The sequence below is a fragment of the Wansuia hejianensis genome, from assembly GCF_014337215.1.
In the GTDB taxonomy this organism is placed as follows: Bacteria; Bacillota; Clostridia; order Lachnospirales; family Lachnospiraceae; genus Scatomonas; species Scatomonas hejianensis.
In genome coordinates this window covers 2,226,376-2,248,544 of the sequence record NZ_CP060635.1, presented here as the reverse complement: position 1 = coordinate 2,248,544, position 22,169 = coordinate 2,226,376, and the positions used below count along the sequence as shown (strand labels likewise).

Here is a 22,169-nt window from a genome sequence, read left to right as displayed (position 1 = left end):
GATTACCTTACCGGATATAGTCCGCATCATCCATTTCGTTCAGTATATCAAAATCATAGCCTTTCCACGCATAAAAATCGGTTGCCTCGTGAAACTTCTCTCCCTGCGAAAATCTTGAGAGATATAACAGCATCAGCGTTAATTCCCTCATTGCTTCTTCTGCTTTTATATTTCCCATATCAGTCTAAGCCTCTCTTAATATTGTAACCTAAATAACTCGAATTTATATTATCTATTATACTATTTCTTTGTTCCGTTATCAACCTTCAGTCCGCACTCTCTTAAAAATTCTTTTTCCAGCAAGGTCATCGGCTGCTGCTTTTCTGCCTTGTCCGTCAGGGCGGCAAGCAGCTTTTTTCGTATCTTTTTGAGCATTGTGCCACGCACCTTGCGGATATTCCGGTCGCTTTGTCCCCGTATTCTGGCAATCCGTGTGGAGCTGAACAACCGGACGGCGCAGAGGAACAGCAATTCCTTGTGTTCCTCATTCAATTCCAAAAGGATTTGTGACAGTTCTTCCTCCGCTACAAGCTCGTGTATATCATAGGGACAGCAGAAAATCACATCAAGAAAATCCCCTTTTCGGAGCTGCTTTTCCAGCACCCCGTTTAGTGTGCCCGGGAAAAAGAGCTCATTCACTGACACACCGTATTCTAACGGAAGATCGTCCCCGTTGCGGCTGAGCTCGTGATAGCGTTCCCTGCGCTCCCGGTTAGCGTCCAGCCTGTCCCACCATGCGATGACATTTTCAAAATCCTTTTGCGTTCTGGCAGCGTCCTCCAGACGGGCAAGGGCTTCCGCTTGCAATTCCCGCCTGAGTCTCTTCCGTTCCGGCTCTTTCTCTTCGGCATCTTCCTCAAAGGGATGTTCTGCGGCATCGGTTTCCAGCTCTTCAATGAGACGCTGCTCTTTTACAAGCTGCCTATGAGCCTGCCCGGATAAACCAGCTTGTTCGACATCACTGTCGTTTTCATAATCATCTTCAAACACCACAGAAACCTCCCTTCAGAAATATTGTTCAAAATTTCTTTGATGTTGCGAAAAAACAGTTCCGCTAACTGCCCTGTATTTCTCCTCTTAGTGAGGGGGTAATCTGTTTCTCTTGTTTTAGATTACTTCCGACAGTGAGGAAGGAGGAATGACCAATGCCAAGCCAAAACTGTGAACTGACAGGCCGGGAAAAGCAGCGGATAAAAAAGCTGATTACTTCCCTGTGCGCCAACTACGACAAGGAATACGGATGTCTGCCGTTGGACTGCAACTGTCCCATGTTCGGTATCTGTTATACAAACAGCGCCCTGTGCCGGTATTTCCGCAGCGCAGTGCTGCCGACCGACGCAAAGCTGCAAGCTGTATTTAACAGCGAGCCGATGCCATTAACAGCTTGCAGGCAGTGCGGCAAACCGTTCCCGGCTGACGGGAAACGGGTGTACTGTTCACAGCGCTGTGCCGAAGAAGCCCGGCGCAGGCAGACCGCCGCACGGGTACGGAAATACCGGGAGAAAAAACAACAGCAGATGTAACGCTTTTGCCCTCGGAAAGCCTTGCGGTACAAGGCTTTTCCGGGGGCATTTCTGCACCGGCAGGGTTATTTATCCCTAATGTTCGCTTTCGGCCGCATAAATGGTTACACCATGCCGGAACCAAAGACATTATACGAAAATTTTATGAATTTTTCAACAGGAGGTGCCTATGGCAAACAATGAAAACAGTAGCGCTTCCTATATGACATGCCGGATCGGCGGCACCACCTACAAAGTCAGGGTGTGTTTCAGTGAAACGGCACAGGAAACGCTGGAAGATAAAATTTTACGAATGATCCGAAATGAAACGGTTACAAATGCCGGAACTTGTGATATAATGAAATCGCCACAAATGAGCCGGAAGTCTGAAAGGAGCGCATCATGAGCGTGAAACAGACGGAAGGAAAGATCACAGCATTATACGAAAGGCTGTCCCGTGACGATGAACTGACCGGGGACAGCAATTCAATCATCAATCAGAAAAAATACCTCGAAACCTATGCCCGCCAGCAGGGCTACGAAAATCTTGTCCACTACACCGACGACGGGTATTCGGGCGGCAATTTTGACCGCCCGGCATGGAAAGATTTGATTGCGGATATTGAGGCTGGGAAAGTAGCGCACGTCATCGTAAAGGATATGAGCCGGGCGGGGCGTGATTATCTGCAAACCGGCTTTTATACTGAGGTGTTTTTCCGGCAGCACGGCGTACACTTTGTTGCCATTGCAAATAGTGTGGACAGCAACGACCAGAACAGCAATGAGTTTGCGCCTTTCCTGAATATCATGAACGAGTGGTATTTAGGGGATCTGAGCTGCAAGCAGAAAGCCGCTGTCCGGGTGAAAGGCGAATCCGGCAAGCCGACCACCAATATTGCTATTTACGGATACAAAAAAGATCCACAGAACAAATACCACTGGCTGATCGACAAGGAAGCCGCCGCAGTTGTCCGCAAGATATTCTGCCTGACCATTGAGGGAAACGGCCCGTATGAGATTGCCCGCATCCTCTTTGATGAGCAAGTGGAAACGCCCGCCGTTTACTTCGGCAAAAAAGGAATGGGCGTCTGGAAGAGCAGGAAGGAATTTCCCAACCCGTATAACTGGAGCGGCTATATGGTCGGGCAGATTTTATCCAAGCAGGAGTATATGGGACATACAGTGAACTTCCGTTCTCACAAGGTATCCTATAAGGATAAGAGCAGTGTCCCTAACCCAAAAGATGGATGGCTGATTTTTGAAAACACCCACGAAGCTATTGTGGATAAGGAGACATGGGAGCTGGCGCAGAAGCTGCGGAAAACGCCCAAACGCATTGACACCATCGGCGAGGCAAATCCTCTGACCGGGCTTTTGTGCTGCGCCGACTGCGGCGAAAAGATGTATAACCACCGCTCCAGAGGCGGTACAGCGAAAAAGCCGTACCCGTCAGACTTCTTTGACTGCTCCTCCTATACGCTGGCACACCAAAAGCGCACCCACGCTTGCAGCGGCCACTATATTCGGACAAAAGCGGTCAGAGAGCTGATTCTGGAAACCATCCGTACAGCAAGTACCTTTGCCATTACCAATCAGGATGAATTTATGAAAAAGGTACGCTCCGCTTCCCGGATACGGCAGGCGGAAGCCGCAAAGGAAGCCAAGCGGAAACTAAGCAAGGACAAAAAGCGCATTGCCGAGCTGGATACCATCATCAAAAAGCTCTACGAATCCTTTGCTGTCGGGCGCATTTCAGAAGATCGCTTTGACAGTCTTCTGGCAGAGTATGAAGCGGAACAGAAATCGCTTCAAATATCGGCTGCGGAGGCCGAACAGCAGGTATCCGCTTTTGAGGAAGATACCGACCGTGCGGCGCAGTTCCTTTCGCTGGCAAAGAAATACACTGATTTTTCCGAGCTGACCACTCCGATGATCAACGAGTTTATTGACAAGATTATTGTCCATGCCCCGGAGAAGATCGACGGGGATCGGGTGCAGGAGGTGGAGATTTACCTGAAATTCATCGGACGGTTTGAACTGCCCGCCCCGGAACTGACGCCGGAGGAAATCAAGCGGCAGGAGCTGCTTAAACGACACCGCATAAAAAGCCGGGAACGGTATCAGAAAATCAAAGCCGGTGAACACGCTGTGGGACAGCCGTTCAGGCTGACCTGTAAATGCTGTGGGAAAGAGTTTGAATCCAGACGGTCAAACACGCTGTTCTGCGGCCCAAACTGCCGGGCAAAATTTTACCGGCAGGAAGCGGCGGAAAACCGAAAGCGGGAATGCGTCTGCGAGAACTGCGGCAAAGCCTTTACCACAACGAGAAATAATGTGAAATACTGATGTGATGAGTGTAGGACGTAGGCAAACCGGGAAATGCAGAAGGAACGCAATATGGCAAAGAGAGCGGCAAGCACTGTGCCGGTGTTGAAGACGGCCAAATCTTCTAAAAAGATGAAACAGAAAACAGCATAATGATATGGAAAGCGGATTGATGTATGTCGATCCGCTTCTTCTTTTTTGAGATGGTTTTTATTACTGCTTTCGCCCCTTGTTTGGTATGGCTGCGATACCAAACAGAGGCATTTTTGCTATTACTAATATTTACAGAAAAAGCATGATACCAAACGGGAGGATATTTGGTATTACGCCGAAATCAATTAACCCTATTTTAATACCAAAGGAGGATGTTCTATGACCGATAACGAGAAGAAACTATTACAGGCTGAGCACCGGCTGGAGGAAGCGCAGATGCGTGACCGGCAGAAAGAACGCAAGGCACGGACACGGCGGCTGATTCAAGAAGGCGCTATATTGGAAAAAGTCTATCCGTCTGCTGCTGACATGGATTTGACGAAGCTGGAGGATTTTCTTTATTGGGCATTACGATAAAGTGTTATGGAGGCGCTCCGGGTAATGGCGGTTACCTTTTATCATTGATGGATCAGTGCCGTTGCCTGTGAATTTATGAACCGAAGCTCTGCAGATGAGTGATCCCACTGCTTGTGACTCTGTCAGTACCTTTATAAGTTTTAAGATCTTCGCCCACGGGACATACATCAATGCACATTCCGCAAGGCCAATGGTGCTGGTTTTTGACTTCTGCATTGTATGCCGTGCAGGCGATCTTATCCATAGTATAGATTTTATCAGGGCCGGGATTTGTAAAACATTTGCTGGGACAGGCTTTCAGGCATTTACCACAGTGAAGGCAGAGATCGCCTTTAAGCATGGGGTCGCTGTCTATGGGCGCATCGGTAATAATTGAAACAATTCTCACTCTGGGGCCAAATTCCTTTGTAATTAAATTATGGCTGTCTCCGATTGTACCCATCCCCGCATAGTACGCGGCAATCACGTGAGAAAACGCCGCGTTTGGATTATCCAGCAAAACATCAATGCTATAGTAACAGTCTCTCGGAAACCAGACTGCTTTATATCCTAAAGTATTCACTATGTAATTCGTCAGATGATAGGATATATCATCCAGGATTCTGTTGCTTGTATCATATAGCTCCTGATATACCATTGACGGGGTAGAATCGATCATAGGTGCAAATAAGGGGATCCCCAGACAAATAACCTTTTTCGACCAGGGCCAAATATTTTGAGGCCAGAACTCCGGCGGCTGGACCGGCAGCCGTTCCCATTGTTCTGCGTCACAGGTCCGCACGAGATTCACCCTTAGTTCTTTTGCTTTTGAATAGATCTTATCCTTTATCATAGTCAGGCCTCCGCATACAAATTATATTCTTATATATCCATTAAGGATATGTTCGTGGTATTACACTTGATTCTTGGGATTCAATCCCAGTATGGCGCTGGCGGTTGTCCCGTCCGTGATCAGCGTGTTGATCAGGCTGGCCTTCAGGGCATAGGAGATGGCTGTCGCCTTCTGCCGCCCGGAAGCGATGACTACCACGTCGGGCACGCCCTTGATATGGTCGAAGGAGATACTGATGCAGCGGTGATTCCAGGAACAGTCCACTTCGTTGCCGCTCCTGTCAAAGAAGCGGGCGAACATGGCTCCTACGGCTCCTTTGCTGCAGATTTCCTGGTACATTTCCGGAGTCATATAGCCCAGCCAGAAGTCTTGCTGGCTGATGGTCTCTACAGCGCTTATGCTGGTCAGTATCATATCTGAAAACATTCCCTGGTTTATAATTTTCTTGTTATTTATGTCATTACAGATCACCTGACGGGCATAGTCGTCATGTATGTACAGAGGAAGATTCAGGAAGCTACCCTGGCACTGGAATAACTCTGCCATCGTGGACACGATCCCCTGAGGAGTGTGGTTTGGTGAGTTACAGGGTACAGAACCCATCAGCTGGACCACATGCACCGGGAACGGGGCCGGTTTGATGTGCTTGATCGTGTCAGCGAGAGTTGTGCCCCATGAAGTGCCGATTACCATGTCTTTTTTCAGAGATTCCATGATGTAGGAAGCTCCGAGACAGCCTACATCAGCCTGGATGCGGTCTTTCGGCCGGTTGCGGTTATTAAGCACGCGGACATTCTTGACAGAAAAGAGACTTTTGATTCGTTCTTCCAATTCATAGTGCCGCTCAAAGTTATAATTAATGGAGACCTGGACGATTCCGGCTTCTTCCGCCTCTTTCAGAAGACGGGAAACCCGCGTTCGGGACAGGCAGATGCGCTCAGCGATTTCGTTCTGGCTCAGTCCTCTTTCATAATAATCACAGGCCACTTCTGCGAGCAGACTATATTTTTTCATTTCTTTTGGATTCAATGATAATCGCTCCTTTAACTCTGGTAATGAACTTATTCGTTCCTTTATACCCATAATATATCATATGCTAAAAAATTGCAAGAAAAGCACAAAGGTGCTTAATTAACCAAAAATAATTTGCTCAAAAGAAGAATGTTAATATAAATTAAGAGCCTGTGGCAGAAGAAGATTGAGAATTTATGAGCAGTAAGGAGGAGGTTATGGCATTGTTTGTGACGGCAGCGGAAGCTGCAGAAAAGATTAAAGACGGAGCCACGGTGGGGGTGGCCGGCATGGGATTGTCCGGATGGCCGGAGGAGGTCGCGGTGGCGGTCGCAGAGCGTTTTAAGAAGACGGGGCATCCCAAAAATCTCACTCTGAAACAGGGGAGTGCGATGGGAGACTGGCATGACAGGGGGATTACCTGCCTGGGCATAGAGGGGCTGGTCAGTAAATGGTCGTCGGCGCTGGTGGGTTCTGCATTTGCGCTGAATGACCTGGTGCGGGCGAACAAAATTGCCTGCCATTGCCTTCCTCAGGGCGTCATCGTGAATCTGTGGCGGGAGATTGCGGCCCACAGGCCCGGCCTTCTGACGAAGGTAGGGCTTGGGACCTTTGTGGACCCGCGGCTGGAAGGCGGCAAGATGAACGAGGTTACGAAGGAGGATCTGGTGGAGCTGGTGGAATTCCAGGGAGAAGAATACTTGTTTTATAAAGCATTTCCGCTGGATGTGGCGCTGCTCCGGGGAACGACAGCAGATGAAAACGGTAACATTTCCTTTGAGAAGGAGGCTTCTATCAATGAAGGCTATGCGGTGGCACAGGCCGCGAAAAACAGCGGAGGCATAGTTATCGTACAGGTGGAGTATGCCACACAAAAGGGGACGATTAAGCCTAAGGATGTGAAGATCCCGGGTGCGCTTGTGGATTATGTGGTGGTGGCCACGGATCAGAGAGCGTGCTGGCAGACGGAAGGCACCTATTATGAGCCTGCATTTGCAGGAAATATCCGGAAGCCTCTGGATGCCCTGCCGGTGCTGCCGCTGAACCCTAAGAAGGTGATTGCCCGACGGGCGGCCGCTGAGGTGAGGAAGGGCAGCCTGGTCAACCTGGGCTTTGGCATCCCGGCAGATGTGGCCAGTATCATATCGGAGGAAGGCTACATAGACAGCATCACACTCACGACGGAAATAGGAGCCTTTGGAGGCGTGCCTGCGGGCGTGCCGAATTTCGGCAGCTCTTATAATGCGGAAGCGATCGTCGACCACGGGTCCATGTTTGATTTTTATGACGGAGGCGGCATTGACCTGGCAGTCCTGGGGCTGGCCCAGGCGGATGAGGAAGGGAATATAAACGTCAGCAAATTTGGCAGCCGGCTGAACGGGCCAGGCGGTTTTATTAATATCACGCAGGGGTCTAAGAAGGTTGTGTTTGCAGGGCTGTTCTGTGCGAAAGCGGAGGAATCCATTCAGGACGGCTGTCTGGTGATCGGGCGGGAGGGAACAGGAAAGAAGTTTCTGAAAAGGGTACAGCAGGTATCCTTCAGTGGAAAATATGCCAAAGGGCAGGAGGTTCTGTATGTGACAGAACGGTGTGTCTTCCGTCTGCTTGACGGGAAAATGGTGCTGACAGAGATTGCTCCCGGCGCAGACCTGCAGAGGGATATACTGGACCAGATGGATTTTATACCGGCCGTTTCAGACAAGCTGCGGCTGATGGATGCCCGCCTGTTTGAAGAAACCTGGGGCGGGCTGGAACCAGTGCTGAAATAGGGCCGCTAAAACATTAAATGGGCTTGTTATGGACAGGAGGATAGAATGATGGAATATAAAGAATATTTTACGGAAGAGCATGAATTGCTCCGTAAGCTTGCCAGAGACTTCTGCGAAAAAGAATTTACAAAGGAAGTCCTGGACGAAATTGAGGAAAGCGGAGTGTTTCCGGAAGAATTAAAGGTGAAAATGGGGAAAGCCGGATTTTACGGTGTTAAGATTCCCAGAGAATATGGAGGCGCCGGCAGCGATAACCGGGGGTATGTGGCCGTCCTGGAAGAATTCGCCAGGGTCAGTGCGACAGCAAGCATCTACATGAATTCCCCGAACTCTCTGGGAGGGGGGCCGCTGCTTCTGTCGGGAACAGAGGAACAGCTCCGGAAATATCTGGTGCCTGTGGCAAAGGGGGAGAAGAGGATGGCCTTCGGCCTCACCGAACCCGGCGCCGGATCAGATGCAGGAGGGACACAGACACTGGCTGAGGAAGACGGCGGCTGCTATGTGCTGAACGGGAGAAAAGCCTTTATCACAGAGGCGCCGGAGGCGGACTACGCGATCATTTACGCCAAAACCGATCCTGCACAGAGAGGGGCCAGAGGAATTTCGGCCTTTATTGTGGATATGCACGCTCCCGGCGTCTCTACCGGAAAGCCGGAGCGGACCATGGGCCTGATCGGGGATTCAGTGAGTGATATCATCCTGGAGGACGTGAGGGTTCCCAGGGAGGATATGCTGGGAGAGAAAAATAAAGGGTTCCTGAACGCCATGAAGACGCTGGACTATGGAAGGATCGGCGTGGCCGCCCAGTCCATCGGCGTGGCGGGGGCCGCCCTTGAGGAAACGGTGAAATATATGAAGGAAAGAAAACAGTTCGGACAGCCTCTGGAAAAATTCCAGGCGCTGCGTTTTATGGCGGCGGAAATGGCCACGAAGCTTGAGGCGGCCAGAAGTCTCGTTTACCGCGCGGCTTATCTCAAGGATATGAATCAGCCTGCCTCTATGGAATGCTCCATGGCGAAATATTATGCTTCAGAGGCCTGCAATGAGATTTGCGCGAAGGCTGTGCAGATCCATGGGGGCTATGGATTCACAAAGGATTATAAAGTAGAACGGCTGTACCGTGACTGCAGGATATTTACGATTTATGAGGGCACGTCACAGGTTCAGCAGATCGTAATCAGCGGTCAGCTTTTTAAGTAGGAGGCAGAGAGGATGAAGATAGTTGTATGTGTAAAACAGGTGCCGGATACGAACGAGGTGCGCATTGACCCGGTAAAAGGGACTTTGATCCGTGACGGTGTGCCCAGCATTTTGAACCCGGATGACGCAAACGCCCTGGAGGCGGCGCTAGAGCTGAAGGACCTCTATGAGGATGTGGCCGTGGAGGTGCTCACCATGGGGCCGCCTCAGGCGGCGTATATGCTCAGAGAATGTCTGGCTATGGGGGCGGATCATGCCTATTTGCTCAGCGACCGGGCTTTTGGCGGCGCAGATACCTGTGCCACGTCCACAACTCTTGCCGCGGGAATCCGGAAGATTCAGGATGTGGATCTGGTGTTTGCCGGGAGACAGGCCATAGACGGGGATACCGCGCAGGTAGGGCCTCAGACAGCCAGCAGGCTGGGGCTGCCCGTTGTGACTTATGTACAGGATATCCGGCTGGAGGAAGACGGAATCATCGCGGAACGGAATATGGAAGACGGCTGCGAGATCATCCGGGTGCGGCGACCGTGTCTTCTCACGGTTATTAAAGAGCTGAATGAGCCGCGCTATATGACCACCTGGGGAATTGTGGATGCTTTTAAACAAGAAATAACGGTGTGGAACCACGAGGATGTGGGGCTGGACGCGGCAGATTGCGGCCTGAGCGCTTCTCCGACCCAGGTTCTGCGTTCCTTTACTCCTCCGGCGAAGGGAAAGGGCGAGAGGCTGCAGGGGACACCCCGGGAAATTGCGGAAACGCTGGTTTCCAGGCTGCATGAGAAGCATTTGATATAGGAGGATAAAGCTGTGGCAATACGTGTGATTGAAGAAAAATGTAAAGGCTGTGCTCTCTGCGAAAAAAACTGCCCCTTTGACGCGATTCAGGTAAAAGGTCAAAAGGCAGTGATTGGCATGGGCTGCACGGAGTGCGGAAATTGTATAGAAAACTGCCCTTTTGACGCGATAGAAAAGACGTCTCCTGAAAAGAAGGCAGCCGATGTCAGCGCCTACCGGGGAGTCTGGGTGTTCGCGGAACAACGGGACAATGAGATCCAGAGTGTGGTATTTGAGCTGCTCGGAGAAGGACGGAAGCTGGCTGACGAGCTGGAGACAGAGCTGTGCGCGGTGCTCTGCGGCTGCGGTATCCGGGAGCAGGCAGAGGAGCTGATCGCCTGCGGAGCCGACAAGGTATATGTGGCTGACCACGAGATTCTTAAGCATTACCGGACGGAAAGCTATTCGCGTGTTATTTTTGAGGCGATTGAACGATATAAGCCTGAAGTGGTGCTTCTGGGGGCGACCCACATAGGCAGGGACCTGGGGCCATGCCTGGCAGTTAAGGCAGGAACCGGGCTGACGGCTGACTGCACGAAGCTGGAAATCGACCGGGAAAACCGGAGGCTTCAGCAGACCCGGCCGGCCTTCGGAGGGAATCTGATGGCGACGATCATCTGTCCGTCCCATCGGCCGCAGATGTCGACAGTCAGGCCCGGAGTCATGCAGAAAAGTGTCCGGGACGGCGGCCGGACAGGAGCGCTCATCGACCTGCCCATAACGTTTACAGAGGACGAGATTCCTACTAAAATTCTGGATATTATAAAAAGTGTTGGAGAAAAAGTATCTCTGACGGACGCAAAAATCATCGTGGCCGGAGGTATGGGGCTGGGTTCGGCGGAAGGGTTCAAACTGTTGAAAGAGCTGGCAGACAGGCTGGGCGGAGTGGTCGCCTCTTCCAGAGCCTGTGTGGATGCGGGATGGATCGCCCCTTCCTATCAGGTGGGCCAGACGGGAACGACGGTAAAGCCGGCTGTCTACATCGCCTGCGGAATTTCCGGCGCCATACAGCATCTGGCCGGTATGCAGAATTCCGACTATATCATAGCGATTAATAAAAATGAAAATGCGCCGATTTTTGAGGTGGCAGACTATGGAATCGTGGGTGATCTCTACCGGGTGATTCCGGAGCTTATGGAGGCGCTGGGTTAATTATAAAAGGCTATGCCTCCGGGAATTGCTTCCGAAGGCATAGCCTTTTATGATTGCTGATAGAATTATTGTTTTTCAAATGTCATATCTACGCCGCTGCTGCTAAGCTTAAAGGAAGAGCCTGATACGGTGGCGGTAATCGTGTCGCCTTCGGCTGTCAGGTCCAGGGCGCCGTCCTTCTCTTCCCAGGTTCCCTCAATCGCTGAGGTTCCGGTTAAAGCGCTGGTATCTAATGTAAAAGTGCCATCATCCTTGAGCTCTGCCGTTACGCTGCTCAGTGCGTCTGCAGATTCGCCGAGAGAATCGGCCAGCTCATCCAGATCCATGGTGACGCCCTGAGTTGTAACGCTCTTAAGCTTGTAGGTGCCGGCAAGGGCGCTTTTTTTGCTGCCTCCGCAGGCGGCCAGGCTGAACGCGCAGAGCAGAGTCAGCATCAGGACTGCTAATTTTGTACAAAGATTCTTTTTCATTTTCTTCCTCCTCATATTTGTTATGCAAACATTCACATTATAGCACGGACTATGTATATAAACAAGCGGAAGAATATTATTTTTTTTATGGGTATCAGGGGCATTTATCACTTGGAATGAGATGCACTGCAGCGCCCTGCTGCGGGAGGTGGGAAGGTATGCCTTCTAGCCGATGGACTTCTATCCGGGAATGTGGTACAATTTTACCATTCTATGAATGGAGGCAGACATGAAATACGATTTTACGATTACCGGTTATACCGGGCTGACTGGCTTGCTGGGAAGTCCGGTTTCACACAGCCTTTCTCCTCTGATGCACAATGAGGCCTTCCGGCTTCTGGGCCTGGATTACGTATATTTATGTTTTGATGTGGGGGAAGATACCCTGGAAGCTGCGGTTAAGGGTCTGAAGGCCTGCGGGATTCGCGGTTTTAACCTGACGATGCCTGATAAGAACCGGATGGCTGAGCTGGCAGATGGGCTATCGCCGGCGGCGCAGATGATCGGGGCCGTCAATACGGTTGTCAATGAGGGCGGAAAGCTTATGGGCCACAATACCGACGGGATCGGCTTTATGCGCTCTGCGCGGGAAGCGGGATTTGAGCCGGAGGGACAGACGATGACGATTCTCGGAGCGGGGGGAGCGGCCACCGCCATCTGCGCCCAAGCGGCTTTGGACGGAATTCAGACTTTGAACATATTCGCCCGCCCTTCCAGCCGTTTTCATCAGAGGACTTTACAGCTGGTTGACGCAGTCAACCGCACCACCGGCTGCCGGGCAGCACTCTACGACCTGGCGGATACAGAGGTGTTGAAATCGTCTCTTTTGAACAGCACACTTCTGGTCAATGCCACTTCGGTGGGTATGGCGCCGGACACCGGACATTCTGTTCTGGAAGATACTTCCCTGTTTCATCCGGGGCTGACTGTCGCCGATATCATATATAACCCCAGAGAGACGAAGTTCCTGTCACTGGCGAAGGCTGCCGGGTGCCGTACATTTAACGGACTGCATATGCTGCTTTACCAGGGCGCGGAGGCCTTCCGGCTCTGGACAGGCCGGCAGATGCCGGTGGAAGCCATTAAAGAGAAGTATTATATCTGACATGTATAGGAGAGCGGCACATGACGGTAAAACATACGGTTCAATTAAAAAACATAACCCTGGGCGATGGATTCCCCAAAATCTGTGTGCCGGTCCTGGGAGGGACGGAGGGGGAGATACTGGAACAGGCCCGCGTGGCTGCCGGTGCGGAGCCGGACCTGGTGGAATGGAGAGCTGATTTTTATGGCGGAATTACGGATTACGGGAAAGCCGCCGGAGTTTTGAGCGCATTATCTGAGATTTTGGGACAGATTCCGATTCTTTTCACTTTCAGGACGGGCCGAGAAGGCGGAAATCGGGAAATTTCGCCGGAAGAGTACAGGGAACTGAATCTCTGGGCGGCGTCCCGGGCGGAGACGGATTTAGTTGATGTGGAGGGGAGATGGCCGGAGCTTCAGGCTGACAGGCTGACAGAGGCTGTTCACAGGATGGGGAAACCGGTGGTGGCTTCCAGCCATTTTTTTGACAGAACGCCGGGGAGGCCGGAGCTTGTCTCTGTATTTGAAGAGCTTCGCGACACGGGAGCGGAGATTTTGAAAGTTGCCGTCATGCCGGAGAGCCGGGAGGACGTGCTGGAGCTTTTGAGTGTGACGCTGGAGATGGACCGGAGGCTGCCCAATCCGCTGATCTCCATGTCCATGGGGAGCCTGGGCGGTATCTCCAGAGCCAGCGGCCGTCTGACCGGTTCAGCCCTGACGTTCGGGGCCGCGGGAAACGTTTCGGCGCCGGGTCAGCTGCCTGTGGCTGAGCTCCGCCGGATGCTGGAATTGCTGTAAAACTTCTGTCCCAACCTGTCGAAACTCTCTTTCTTTCGACACACGGGTTTTGACAAAATAAATACCCCCTGTAACCTATAATGAAACTTGCTTATTCCAGTAAGTGTTCATAGGATACAGGGGGTATTTCATGCACTATGAGCTTTACATCGATGTATTCTTCATGGAAAATCTGATTATGGATTATTTCCTTTTGCGGCTGGTTAACAGGCTTATGAAATGTTCTGCCACACATTTGAGAAGCCTGGCAGCCGCTGCGATCGGGTCTGGACTGGCCTGTATCAGTATCATTTTCTTAAGAAAATATCTCCTACTGAATACCATACTGGTTTCTGTGGCTGTTACTACATTCATGGTAAGGTTTGGCTGCAAAATCAAAGATAAAAAGCGTTTTTTACAGGGATTACTGTGCCTGTATCTTTCAGCGATCCTGTGCGGGGCCGTATGGAGGCTTCTTCTCCGGTTCACCGGCACGGTGGAGATGAAAGGTTTTGTGCTGTGGGGTACGGCGGCCTATGCTCTGGTCACATTTTTTCTATGGCTGTTTGAGGTGCTGAAGAAGAAAGCTGCCACGATCTGGAGAGTTGTGCTGTACCAAAAGGGTGCCTGTAAAGAGGTAAAAGGACTTTATGATACGGGAAACGGGCTATGGGATGCCACTTGCCGCAAGCCGGTTTCCGTAATCAGCTATTCTCTGATAAAAGAATTATTTTCCTTGGAAATGCAGAAGGAACTGGAGGCATTTTGCACATGCCAGCTGGGTGAGCTGCCAGGAGAGCTGGCCGAGATACATCCCCATTATATTCCGTTCCAGAGCGTTGGATGCCAGGGAGGTTTCCTTCCGGCTGTCATTTTAGATTATATATATCTGGAAAATGGAAATACAAGCAGGGTAGTCACCCATCCGGTGATTGCCATCGACAGAGAGCGTAGTTCTTCTCCCCGGAGCTATCAGATGATTTTGAATCCAAATCTGATAAACAGTTAGGAGGAATGCATCATGATTATGCACGCTGCACTGCCGAACCGATTTCGGCTGCGCATGTTACCAAGGTTTTCCCCGGTTGTTTTTGGTAAGACCGGGGAGCTGTACTATATAGGCGGGACGGATGTATTGCCGTCGCCTCTCTCCCCGGACGCGGAAGCGGAAGCGATCGCAGGTCTTGCGGATCCGGAAAACACAGAAGCCCGGTCTGATTTAATTGAACATAATCTGCGGCTGGTCGTCTATATCGCCCAGAAATTTGACAATACGGGAGTAGGGGTGGAGGATCTGATCTCCATCGGTACCATAGGGCTGATTAAAGCCATCAATACTTTTAATCCGGAGAAAAAGATCAAGCTGGCCACCTACGCTTCCCGGTGCATTGAAAATGAAATACTCATGTATCTGCGCAGGAACAGCAAGACGAGAATGGAGGTGTCCATTGATGAACCGCTGAATGTAGACTGGGATGGAAATGAACTCCTGTTGTCTGACATTCTGGGAACGGACGAGGATGTCATCTACAAAGGGCTGGAGGATGAGGTGGAAAAAAGCCTTCTGGGCAAAGCGATCGGCAAGCTTTCCGACAGGGAACAGACGATTGTTAAGCTCCGCTTTGGAATTAACATGCCGGAAGGCGGTGAAAAGACACAGAAAGAGGTAGCCGATCTGCTGGGTATCTCTCAGTCTTATATTTCCCGCCTGGAAAAACGGATCATGAAGCGGCTGAAAAAGGAAATTGTGCGTTATGAATAGCACAGTTTTGACAAAGCTTTCATAATATGATATGTTTACAGCGTAGCGCCTGTGAATGGGAAACAGGCTGTGTTCCCATTTGCAGGCGCTGTTTAGAAAATGGAATGACAGGTAAGATACGGAGGAGAAAAATGAAGAAACGGATCGTAAATTTACTGCTGGCAGGAATCCTGTCTGTAACTGCAGTTCTGGCTGCGGGATGCGGAAGCGGGAAGAGCAGCAGCAACAGTGGTGAAGAGGGAGAGAATACAGTATCAGCAGGTTCTGAAAATGCCGGCAGCAATTCTGCGTCCAGTTCCGGCAGCTCTGATAACGCTGAAGGAGATGAGAAGGGCACAACCGTCTATCCTCTGACGGTGGAGGATGACCTGGGCAATGAGGTAATTATTGAGGAAGAGCCGGAACGGGTAGTTTCCCTGTCTCCTGCCAATACGGAGACGCTGTTTGCCCTGGGCGCGGGAGAGAGGATTGTGGGCAGGACTGATTACTGCAGCTATCCTGAGGAAGCGGCTGAGGTAGAATCGGTGGGGACCTATACTGCGCCCAATACTGAGCTGATTATATCTCTGTCGCCGGATGTGGTATTCGCGTCCGATTATATTGACGACGCTGTCAGAGACCAGGTAGAAGAAGCAGGTGCAAAGGTGGTTGTCTTCTCGGCCAATGATGTGAAGAGTGTGGAGAAGAACATAGAAACAGCCGGGCAGATTCTGAATCTGAATGAAAAAGCTCAGGAACTGACAGAATCCATGACGGCGGAGCTGGAAGAACTCAAGGATGTAATTGCGGAAGGCGGCGCAGAGAAATCTGCATTTATCGATCTGGGTTCTTATTACAGTGCCGGGACAGGATCTCTGCTGGGCAATATGCTGAATGATCTCAGCGTCCGGAATATCGCTGAGGATACGGGCGAGACATGGCCGCAGCTTTCACTTGAAAAAATCATAGAGAGCGATCCGGATATTTATATTTCGCTGTTCACATCGCCGGAGGAGCTAAAGCAGACGTCAGGGCTTAACGACCTGGAGTGCATCAAAAATGGCAACATCATTTATTTTGAAGGTCTGTCGCCGGAGGCGGATATGATCCAGCGGGCAGGCCCCAGAATTGTAGAGGGAACAAAGCTGTTGGCGGAAAAAATCTATCCGGATTTGTTTTCCTGATAAGTATTTGATTACATCAGAGGAAAGCGTTATGAAGATCAAACGGAAAAAACTGGCAATCGTATTGGCGGTCATTCTGTGTGTGATTATCATTTATATCTGCACAGTGATCGGGGCTGCCTCGATTTCTTTCGAGGATGCCAACCGAATTTTGCTGCATGAACTGTTTCATATGAATGTGGACATGGAGGGAATCAGCCAGGGAAGTATATCAATTATCTGGAATGTGCGCCTGCCCAGGGTGATTCTGGGCTTTCTGGCCGGGGCGTCCCTGGCTGTATGCGGCGCGGGGTTTCAGGGGATTTTTAAAAATCCCATGGCTGACCCGTTTGTGCTGGGGGTTTCATCGGGAGCGGCGCTCGGGGCGTCCGTCGGCATTGTGCTGCATTTTACCGGCGGGTTTTTGGGGCTGAACGGAACTACGCTGTTGGCTTTCATGGGCGCGTTCTTGTCTATCGCCCTGGTTTACAGTATTTCCCGGGTAGGAAAGAGAGTTCCCGTGGCTACTCTGCTGCTGTCGGGGATTGCGGTGAACCAGACGCTGACGGCGGTGATTTCTCTTGTTATGATATTCAATAAACAGAGTATGGACCAGATCATGTTCTGGACCATGGGAAGTTTGAATGGAAAGGGCTGGAATCAGATTCTGACTGTGCTTCCCTACGTGGCGGCAGGATTACTCCTTTTGTTTACCTCCTGCCGGGAGTTGGATATCATGCTGACGGGAGAAGATACTGCTGTCCAGCTAGGAGTCAATGTGGAATTCCTGAAAAAGAAGGTTCTTTTTGCTTCCAGTATTATAACGGCAGCAATTATATCCGTGACAGGCATAATCGGCTTCGTGGGCCTGGTGGTGCCCCATGTGGTGAGAATTCTCACAGGGCCGAAGCACAGGCGCCTGATGCCTCTTTCGCTGGTTATGGGAGGCACCTTTTTGATCATATGTGATACGGTATCCCGGAGTGTCGCCACCCAGGAAATACCGGTAGGGATCATCACCGCGGTCTGCGGCGGTCCTTTTTTCCTATACCTGCTGCGCAAGGCGCGGAAGGGAGGGAGTTCTCTATGAATGCAGAGATGCTGAAATTTTCCCATGTGGCTGCCGGATACAGGGACCGGGAGATTCTCCATGATGTGACCCTGTCGGTGGAAGAGGGGGATTTTGTCGGGCTGATAGGTTCCAACGGGACCGGGAAATCCACGCTGATTAAATGTATTTCCGGCCTTCTCCCGCTGACGAAGGGCGAGATTACTATCTGCGGAAGAGAACAATCTCTGTTAAAAAGCCGTGAAAGGGCCAGGCTGGTGGCCGTGGTGCCGCAGTCTTACCACGTGGATTACGATTTCACTGTGGAGGATATTGTCATGATGGGGAGAAATCCCTATCTGGGCTTCGGAAAGCGGGAGGATGAGAGGGATTTTGAGATCGTTAAAAATGCCATGGAAGCCACGAACACAGAAATATTCCGGGGCAGATTATATAATGAGCTGAGCGGGGGAGAGCGCCAGAGAGTGATTCTGGCCCGCGCGATTGCGCAGCAGCCCCGTGTGATCCTGCTGGACGAACCGACTTCCGCCCTGGACATCCATCATCAGATTGAAGTGATGGAGCTGATCGCCCGCCTGAACCGGGAGGAACATATGACGGTGCTGGCCGTTCTGCACGATATCAACATGGCGGCCCGTTTCTGCCGGAGGATCGTCATGCTGCGGGATGGAACGGTGACCGCTGACGGTACGCCGGAAGAGGTGGTGAACCGGAAAAATATGGAGGAGCTTTATGCTATGAAGCTCATGGTTCGTGAAAACCCGCTGTTTCATAAGCCAGAAATCGTGCCGATCCGGGTGATGGGCGAAGAGCAGGTGGGGAATCCGTTCCATATCCATGTGATCTGCGGCGCCAGCGGCGCTGCCAAAATCATGGAAGAACTGGATGCCAGAGGATACCGGGTGACTGCAGGCGTGGTGAATGTGGGCAGCGACGACTGGGATATCTGCCATTTTCTCGATCTGGAACGGGTGGAAATCGACCCGTTCACGCCAGTGACAGAGGAAGACCAGAAGCGGAACCTGAAGCTGATGGAGGATGCGGATGTGATACTGATCTCGGACGTGCCTTTTGGGGAAAGCAATCTGAAGAACCTGGAAGGGCTGGAGAGCAGGAGGGGACAGATATTCTTTCATAAAAATGCACTGAGCAATGATTACACCGGGGGAAAGCTGGTGCGCAGGCTGGAAGAAATAGGCGTTAAGAAAAATATTGTATATTTTGGCGACCATGATGAGTTCCTGAAAAGCTTGGAAAAAATGCATGAGGAAGGAATATGAAATTTTAATGAAAATTACAGAGAACAGTAAAAATATTTTCGTTATATAAAATATTCACAGAAATAATTCATATTTCACGGATTTTTTATAATATCTATAAAACATTTAGAATTAAAGGACGAATAGATTGACAGCTGGTTTTCTGTGTGCTATCCTTTACCCATCATTTTAGCAAAGACGCTATGGATTTTATCCACAGCGTCTTTTTAATATGTATGAGGCAGACCGGCCTGGCGGAAATGCTACATTTACCGGGATTCCGGAGATACCGGATTGGCCTCTGCCTGTTTTCTCCATAACATGTTATGCAGGACGGTATGACGATACCAAACGAATATGAAGGAGGGAAAATGTATGTTTAGCGCAGTGAACACAATATGGGTCCTGGTAGGGGCCGCGCTGGTATTTTTTATGCAGGCAGGTTTTGCAATGGTCGAAACAGGGCTGACGAGAGCAAAAAATGCCGGGAATATTATCATGAAAAACCTGATGGACTTTTGTATAGGTACTCCTGTATTCTGGCTGGTGGGCTTTGGCCTGATGTTTGGAGCGGGCAGTGGGATTATTGGAAATATTGGAGGAATTGCCTCAGAAGCAAATTATGGGGCGGGGATGCTTCCCGAAGGCGTGCCGTTCTGGGCGTTCCTGATTTTTCAGACTGTATTCTGCGCAACATCGGCAACCATCGTCTCCGGGGCCATGGCGGAGCGGACAAAATTCTCGGCGTATTGTATTTACAGTGCAGTGATCAGTCTGGTCATCTATCCGATTTCAGGCCACTGGATCTGGGGCGGCGGGTGGCTCGCCCAGATGGGTTTTCATGATTTTGCGGGTTCCACTGCCGTCCACATGGTAGGCGGCGTTGCGGCTCTTGTGGGTGCGTCGATCCTGGGTCCCCGGATCGGTAAATACGGCAAAGATGGAAAACCGAAGGCGATCCCGGGCCACAGCCTGACACTGGCGGCTTTGGGCGTGTTCATTTTGTGGTTCTGCTGGTTTGGGTTCAACGGGGCGTCCACCGTCAGTATGGGGGATGATACCATGATTAATCTGGCGGGCAAGGTATTTGTCAATACGAATTTGGCGGCTGCGGTAGCTACAGTCGTAGTGATGCTGTTTACCTGGGTACGGTACAAGAAACCGGATGTTTCCATGTCACTGAACGGCTCGCTGGCGGGCCTGGTAGCCATAACCGCGGGCTGCGACGCGGTAACGCCGGTGGGCGCGGCAGTCATAGGAATTGCGGCAGGATTTGCGGTAGTGTTGATCGTGGAATTTGTTGATAAAGTGTTGAAGGTTGACGATCCTGTGGGGGCGGTTGCGGTACATGGCGGCTGCGGTGCCCTGGGAACAATTCTGACCGGCCTGTTTGCAGACGGCTCCACTACGGAAGCGGGGCTGTTCTACGGAGGGGGCGTCCATTTCCTGGGAGTGCAGCTGCTGGGTGTGGTGACGGTGATTGCTTATGTGGCGGCGGCAATGTTTTTAGTGTTCCAGGTCATTAAACACACGATCGGGCTTCGGGTCACCGAAGAAGAGGAGATTGACGGTCTGGATATCCATGAGCATAACCTGGTGAGCAGCTATGCAGATTTTATGAGCGGAGACGGAGCAGGCGGCAGGATAATCCCCTCTTCGGAGGAGGCGCCGGCGGCAGCCGGGGCTGTGCCTGATGTATCCCATGCCGGATCAGGAGTGTCCGAAGAGGTGGAAGCTGCGCCGCTGTCTAAGGTAGTGATTGTCACCAGGCAGAATAAGCTGGATCGTTTGCTGGAGGCCATGAATAAGATTGGCGTGACAGGTGTCACTATCACAAATGTGCTGGGCTGCGGCGTGCAGAAGGGTGCCGCAAAATACTATCGGGGTGCCGAAGTAGAGATGAACCTGCTGCCTAAAGTGAAGGTAGAGGTCATTGTCAGCACCGTGCCTGTCAGCAATGTAATAGCGGCTGCAGAAGATGTGCTGCATACCGGAAAATTTGGAGATGGAAAAATATTCATTTATAACGTGAGGAATGCTGTAAAGATCAGGACAGGAGAAGAAGGAGCCGCCGCCCTGGCAGATACAGAGGCAGAAGTCACTGTGGCTGGAGAACGGAAAAATAAATAACACGTATGCGTGGCTCCCGCCGTCTGCATGTGGGAATGTCTTATCGAAACTGTCCTCCGTTTCCCTGTCGGTGAAACTGGGAGAGAAAAAGCCCTCTATGCTGGGCTTTGACAGCCTGGCTTCCGTACAGCCTAGGCTGATGGTGGACAGAATCCCGCTGACGGAGATGGAGGAGGGCGCTGGTCACTAAGGGAAAGTGGCTGTCAGAGCTGCTTCAGAATCTGCGCCATCCGGAGAAGCTGCAGAAGAGCCAGGTGCCCGGAACAGTTCATGCGGTGCTGCGGCGCCTGCCTTATAGTCCCTTTATTCTTCGGCGAGATAATTCCGCATGGCCTTCAGTGCGTTTTTCTCCAGCCTGCTGACCTGAGCCTGAGAGATCCCAATCTCTGCGGCTACTTCCATCTGTGTTCTTCCTTCAAAAAAGCGGAGCTCTATGATATGCTTTTCTCTTGGATTCAGCCGGGCGATCGCATCCTGCAGGGCCAGATCCTGCACCCAGTTTTCTTCCTTATTTTTCTTATCGCTGATCTGGTCCATAACATAAAGGGTATCCCCGCCTTCTGTGTACACTGGTTCAAACAGGCTCATGGGGCTTTGGATCGCGTCCAGCGCATAGACGATATCTTCTTTATCAATGCCAATTTCCTCTGCAATTTCCATGATGGTGGGTTCACGAAGGTTCTTTTTTACATAAGTTTCACGGGCATAGATTGCCTTGTAGGCCGTGTCCCGCAGGGAACGGGAGACCCTGATAGAATTATTGTCCCTCAGGTACCGCCGGATTTCCCCGATGATCATGGGGACGGCATAAGTACTGAACTTCACCCCCAGGGAGGTATCGAAATTGTCAATTGCTTTCATTAATCCGATACATCCGATCTGAAACAGGTCATCCGCATTTTCGTTGCTGTTGGAAAAGCGCTTGATGACACTCAGCACCAGGCGCAGATTTCCTTTAATATAGGTCTCACGGGCTTTGCTGTCTCCCTGCTTGATTCGCTGAAAGAGCTGCTCCTTTTCTTCATTGGTCAGTACCGGAAGCTTGGATGTGTTTATCCCGCATATTTCAACTTTATTAAACGCCATAACCAGAATCCTCCTAGAAAATGTTCTAGTTTAAGAATTCTCACTCTGAGGGCCGGATATGCGCAGAGGGCAGAAATTTTATAAAGTTTTAGTCCTTGACAAAACAGTTTCAGGTTCTAAAATTTCAGTTTTGATTCCAAATGGGCGGTGAGGGGGGAGCGTTTGGATACCCAGTCTTTCTGGTGATCTAAAA

The 22,169-nt window shown here is 50.9% G+C and carries 22 protein-coding genes; 16 read left to right on the top strand and 6 right to left on the bottom strand.

The window, feature by feature from the left end; translation table 11 throughout:
- Positions 1 to 7: 7 nt before the first annotated feature.
- Together H9Q79_RS10390 and H9Q79_RS10385 are read right to left on the bottom strand one after the other, a co-directional pair.
- Entirely contained in the window at positions 8 to 178 is a 171-nt protein-coding gene (locus H9Q79_RS10390; protein WP_249328236.1) for a DUF6429 family protein, read from the bottom strand.
- A 62-nt stretch (positions 179 to 240) separates the two neighbouring features.
- Positions 241 to 993 carry a hypothetical protein gene (locus H9Q79_RS10385; RefSeq protein WP_249328235.1) on the bottom strand — a complete coding sequence of 251 codons (753 nt, stop codon included), beginning with the start codon at positions 991 to 993 and terminating at the stop codon, positions 241 to 243.
- Positions 994 to 1,145: 152 nt separating this feature from the next.
- Here H9Q79_RS10385 and H9Q79_RS10380 point away from each other — a divergent pair, with 152 nt between their 5' ends.
- The 4 genes from H9Q79_RS10380 (at position 1,146) to H9Q79_RS10365 (ending at position 4,397) form a co-directional block, all read left to right on the top strand.
- Positions 1,146 to 1,523, top strand: a complete 378-nt coding sequence (locus tag H9Q79_RS10380) for a cysteine-rich VLP protein (protein WP_118647831.1) — start codon at positions 1,146 to 1,148, stop codon at positions 1,521 to 1,523.
- A gap of 169 nt (positions 1,524 to 1,692) precedes the next feature.
- Positions 1,693 to 1,908 (top strand): transposon-encoded TnpW family protein, encoded by a 216-nt coding sequence (locus H9Q79_RS10375; protein ID WP_118647833.1) that lies wholly within the window; start codon positions 1,693 to 1,695, stop codon positions 1,906 to 1,908.
- Positions 1,905 to 3,848 carry a DUF4368 domain-containing protein gene (locus tag H9Q79_RS10370; RefSeq protein ID WP_118647835.1) on the top strand — a complete coding sequence of 648 codons (1,944 nt, stop codon included), beginning with the start codon at positions 1,905 to 1,907 and terminating at the stop codon, positions 3,846 to 3,848. The genes H9Q79_RS10375 and H9Q79_RS10370 overlap by 4 nt, the downstream gene beginning before the upstream one ends.
- 351 nt (positions 3,849 to 4,199) lie before the next feature.
- Positions 4,200 to 4,397 (top strand): DUF3847 domain-containing protein, encoded by a 198-nt coding sequence (locus H9Q79_RS10365; protein ID WP_118647837.1) that lies wholly within the window; start codon positions 4,200 to 4,202, stop codon positions 4,395 to 4,397.
- A 73-nt stretch (positions 4,398 to 4,470) separates the two neighbouring features.
- On the opposite strand, the gene H9Q79_RS10360 is transcribed toward H9Q79_RS10365, so the two are convergent.
- Together H9Q79_RS10360 and H9Q79_RS10355 are read right to left on the bottom strand one after the other, a co-directional pair.
- Positions 4,471 to 5,229, bottom strand: a complete 759-nt coding sequence (locus H9Q79_RS10360; protein WP_118647839.1) for an epoxyqueuosine reductase — start codon at positions 5,227 to 5,229, stop codon at positions 4,471 to 4,473.
- A gap of 60 nt (positions 5,230 to 5,289) precedes the next feature.
- Positions 5,290 to 6,258, bottom strand: a complete 969-nt coding sequence (locus tag H9Q79_RS10355; RefSeq protein ID WP_249328234.1) for a sugar-binding transcriptional regulator — start codon at positions 6,256 to 6,258, stop codon at positions 5,290 to 5,292.
- Positions 6,259 to 6,458: 200 nt separating this feature from the next.
- Between H9Q79_RS10355 and H9Q79_RS10350 the strand changes: the two genes are divergently transcribed.
- The 4 genes from H9Q79_RS10350 to H9Q79_RS10335 are packed head-to-tail and all read left to right on the top strand — an operon-like array spanning position 6,459 to position 11,198.
- Positions 6,459 to 8,009, top strand: a complete 1,551-nt coding sequence (locus H9Q79_RS10350; RefSeq protein WP_249328233.1) for an acyl CoA:acetate/3-ketoacid CoA transferase — start codon at positions 6,459 to 6,461, stop codon at positions 8,007 to 8,009.
- 45 nt (positions 8,010 to 8,054) lie between these two features.
- On the top strand, positions 8,055 to 9,209 hold the full coding sequence (locus tag H9Q79_RS10345) for an acyl-CoA dehydrogenase family protein (RefSeq protein ID WP_330596795.1): 1,155 nt from the start codon (positions 8,055 to 8,057) through the stop codon (positions 9,207 to 9,209).
- A gap of 12 nt (positions 9,210 to 9,221) precedes the next feature.
- Positions 9,222 to 10,007 (top strand): electron transfer flavoprotein subunit beta, encoded by a 786-nt coding sequence (gene etfB / locus H9Q79_RS10340; RefSeq protein WP_249328232.1) that lies wholly within the window; start codon positions 9,222 to 9,224, stop codon positions 10,005 to 10,007.
- Positions 10,008 to 10,019: 12 nt separating this feature from the next.
- On the top strand, positions 10,020 to 11,198 hold the full coding sequence (locus H9Q79_RS10335; protein ID WP_249328231.1) for an electron transfer flavoprotein subunit alpha: 1,179 nt from the start codon (positions 10,020 to 10,022) through the stop codon (positions 11,196 to 11,198).
- A 65-nt stretch (positions 11,199 to 11,263) separates the two neighbouring features.
- On the opposite strand, the gene H9Q79_RS10330 is transcribed toward H9Q79_RS10335, so the two are convergent.
- A complete protein-coding gene (locus H9Q79_RS10330) occupies positions 11,264 to 11,668 on the bottom strand; it encodes a hypothetical protein (protein WP_118647845.1) in 405 nt (134 codons plus the stop codon).
- A gap of 229 nt (positions 11,669 to 11,897) precedes the next feature.
- Between H9Q79_RS10330 and H9Q79_RS10325 the strand changes: the two genes are divergently transcribed.
- From H9Q79_RS10325 to H9Q79_RS10290, 8 genes are all read left to right on the top strand, one after another.
- Entirely contained in the window at positions 11,898 to 12,773 is an 876-nt protein-coding gene (locus tag H9Q79_RS10325; RefSeq protein ID WP_249328230.1) for a shikimate dehydrogenase, read from the top strand.
- A gap of 20 nt (positions 12,774 to 12,793) precedes the next feature.
- Positions 12,794 to 13,549 (top strand): type I 3-dehydroquinate dehydratase, encoded by a 756-nt coding sequence (aroD, locus tag H9Q79_RS10320; RefSeq protein WP_118647847.1) that lies wholly within the window; start codon positions 12,794 to 12,796, stop codon positions 13,547 to 13,549.
- A 130-nt stretch (positions 13,550 to 13,679) separates the two neighbouring features.
- A complete protein-coding gene (locus tag H9Q79_RS10315) occupies positions 13,680 to 14,537 on the top strand; it encodes a sigma-E processing peptidase SpoIIGA (protein ID WP_249328229.1) in 858 nt (285 codons plus the stop codon).
- A 12-nt stretch (positions 14,538 to 14,549) separates the two neighbouring features.
- Positions 14,550 to 15,290: an RNA polymerase sporulation sigma factor SigE gene (gene sigE / locus H9Q79_RS10310; protein WP_118647853.1), complete on the top strand. Its 741-nt coding sequence runs from the start codon at positions 14,550 to 14,552 to the stop codon at positions 15,288 to 15,290.
- A gap of 131 nt (positions 15,291 to 15,421) precedes the next feature.
- Entirely contained in the window at positions 15,422 to 16,453 is a 1,032-nt protein-coding gene (locus tag H9Q79_RS10305) for an ABC transporter substrate-binding protein (RefSeq protein WP_249328228.1), read from the top strand.
- 31 nt (positions 16,454 to 16,484) lie between these two features.
- Positions 16,485 to 17,522: a FecCD family ABC transporter permease gene (locus tag H9Q79_RS10300; protein WP_249328227.1), complete on the top strand. Its 1,038-nt coding sequence runs from the start codon at positions 16,485 to 16,487 to the stop codon at positions 17,520 to 17,522.
- Positions 17,519 to 18,781: an ABC transporter ATP-binding protein gene (locus tag H9Q79_RS10295; RefSeq protein ID WP_118647857.1), complete on the top strand. Its 1,263-nt coding sequence runs from the start codon at positions 17,519 to 17,521 to the stop codon at positions 18,779 to 18,781. The genes H9Q79_RS10300 and H9Q79_RS10295 overlap by 4 nt, the downstream gene beginning before the upstream one ends.
- A 354-nt stretch (positions 18,782 to 19,135) precedes the next feature.
- Positions 19,136 to 20,890, top strand: a complete 1,755-nt coding sequence (locus H9Q79_RS10290) for an ammonium transporter (protein WP_249328226.1) — start codon at positions 19,136 to 19,138, stop codon at positions 20,888 to 20,890.
- A gap of 303 nt (positions 20,891 to 21,193) precedes the next feature.
- Here H9Q79_RS10290 and sigG read toward each other — a convergent pair whose 3' ends face one another.
- On the bottom strand, positions 21,194 to 21,976 hold the full coding sequence (sigG, locus tag H9Q79_RS10285; protein ID WP_118647861.1) for an RNA polymerase sporulation sigma factor SigG: 783 nt from the start codon (positions 21,974 to 21,976) through the stop codon (positions 21,194 to 21,196).
- Positions 21,977 to 22,169 lie beyond the last annotated feature (193 nt).

Coding starts and splice junctions, on each gene's coding strand:
- H9Q79_RS10325 (WP_249328230.1), top strand. CDS start 11,898: ATGAAATACGATTTTACGATTACCGGTTATACCGGGCTGACTGGCTTG.
- sigE (WP_118647853.1), top strand. CDS start 14,550: ATGATTATGCACGCTGCACTGCCGAACCGATTTCGGCTGCGCATGTTA.
- H9Q79_RS10345 (WP_330596795.1), top strand. CDS start 8,055: ATGATGGAATATAAAGAATATTTTACGGAAGAGCATGAATTGCTCCGT.
- H9Q79_RS10360 (WP_118647839.1), bottom strand. CDS start 5,229: ATGATAAAGGATAAGATCTATTCAAAAGCAAAAGAACTAAGGGTGAAT.
- H9Q79_RS10290 (WP_249328226.1), top strand. CDS start 19,136: ATGTTTAGCGCAGTGAACACAATATGGGTCCTGGTAGGGGCCGCGCTG.
- H9Q79_RS10350 (WP_249328233.1), top strand. CDS start 6,459: ATGGCATTGTTTGTGACGGCAGCGGAAGCTGCAGAAAAGATTAAAGAC.
- H9Q79_RS10365 (WP_118647837.1), top strand. CDS start 4,200: ATGACCGATAACGAGAAGAAACTATTACAGGCTGAGCACCGGCTGGAG.
- etfB (WP_249328232.1), top strand. CDS start 9,222: ATGAAGATAGTTGTATGTGTAAAACAGGTGCCGGATACGAACGAGGTG.
- H9Q79_RS10295 (WP_118647857.1), top strand. CDS start 17,519: ATGAATGCAGAGATGCTGAAATTTTCCCATGTGGCTGCCGGATACAGG.
- H9Q79_RS10380 (WP_118647831.1), top strand. CDS start 1,146: ATGCCAAGCCAAAACTGTGAACTGACAGGCCGGGAAAAGCAGCGGATA.
- H9Q79_RS10375 (WP_118647833.1), top strand. CDS start 1,693: ATGGCAAACAATGAAAACAGTAGCGCTTCCTATATGACATGCCGGATC.
- H9Q79_RS10305 (WP_249328228.1), top strand. CDS start 15,422: ATGAAGAAACGGATCGTAAATTTACTGCTGGCAGGAATCCTGTCTGTA.
- H9Q79_RS10300 (WP_249328227.1), top strand. CDS start 16,485: ATGAAGATCAAACGGAAAAAACTGGCAATCGTATTGGCGGTCATTCTG.
- H9Q79_RS10390 (WP_249328236.1), bottom strand. CDS start 178: ATGGGAAATATAAAAGCAGAAGAAGCAATGAGGGAATTAACGCTGATG.
- aroD (WP_118647847.1), top strand. CDS start 12,794: ATGACGGTAAAACATACGGTTCAATTAAAAAACATAACCCTGGGCGAT.
- H9Q79_RS10370 (WP_118647835.1), top strand. CDS start 1,905: ATGAGCGTGAAACAGACGGAAGGAAAGATCACAGCATTATACGAAAGG.
- sigG (WP_118647861.1), bottom strand. CDS start 21,976: ATGGCGTTTAATAAAGTTGAAATATGCGGGATAAACACATCCAAGCTT.
- H9Q79_RS10315 (WP_249328229.1), top strand. CDS start 13,680: ATGCACTATGAGCTTTACATCGATGTATTCTTCATGGAAAATCTGATT.
- H9Q79_RS10330 (WP_118647845.1), bottom strand. CDS start 11,668: ATGAAAAAGAATCTTTGTACAAAATTAGCAGTCCTGATGCTGACTCTG.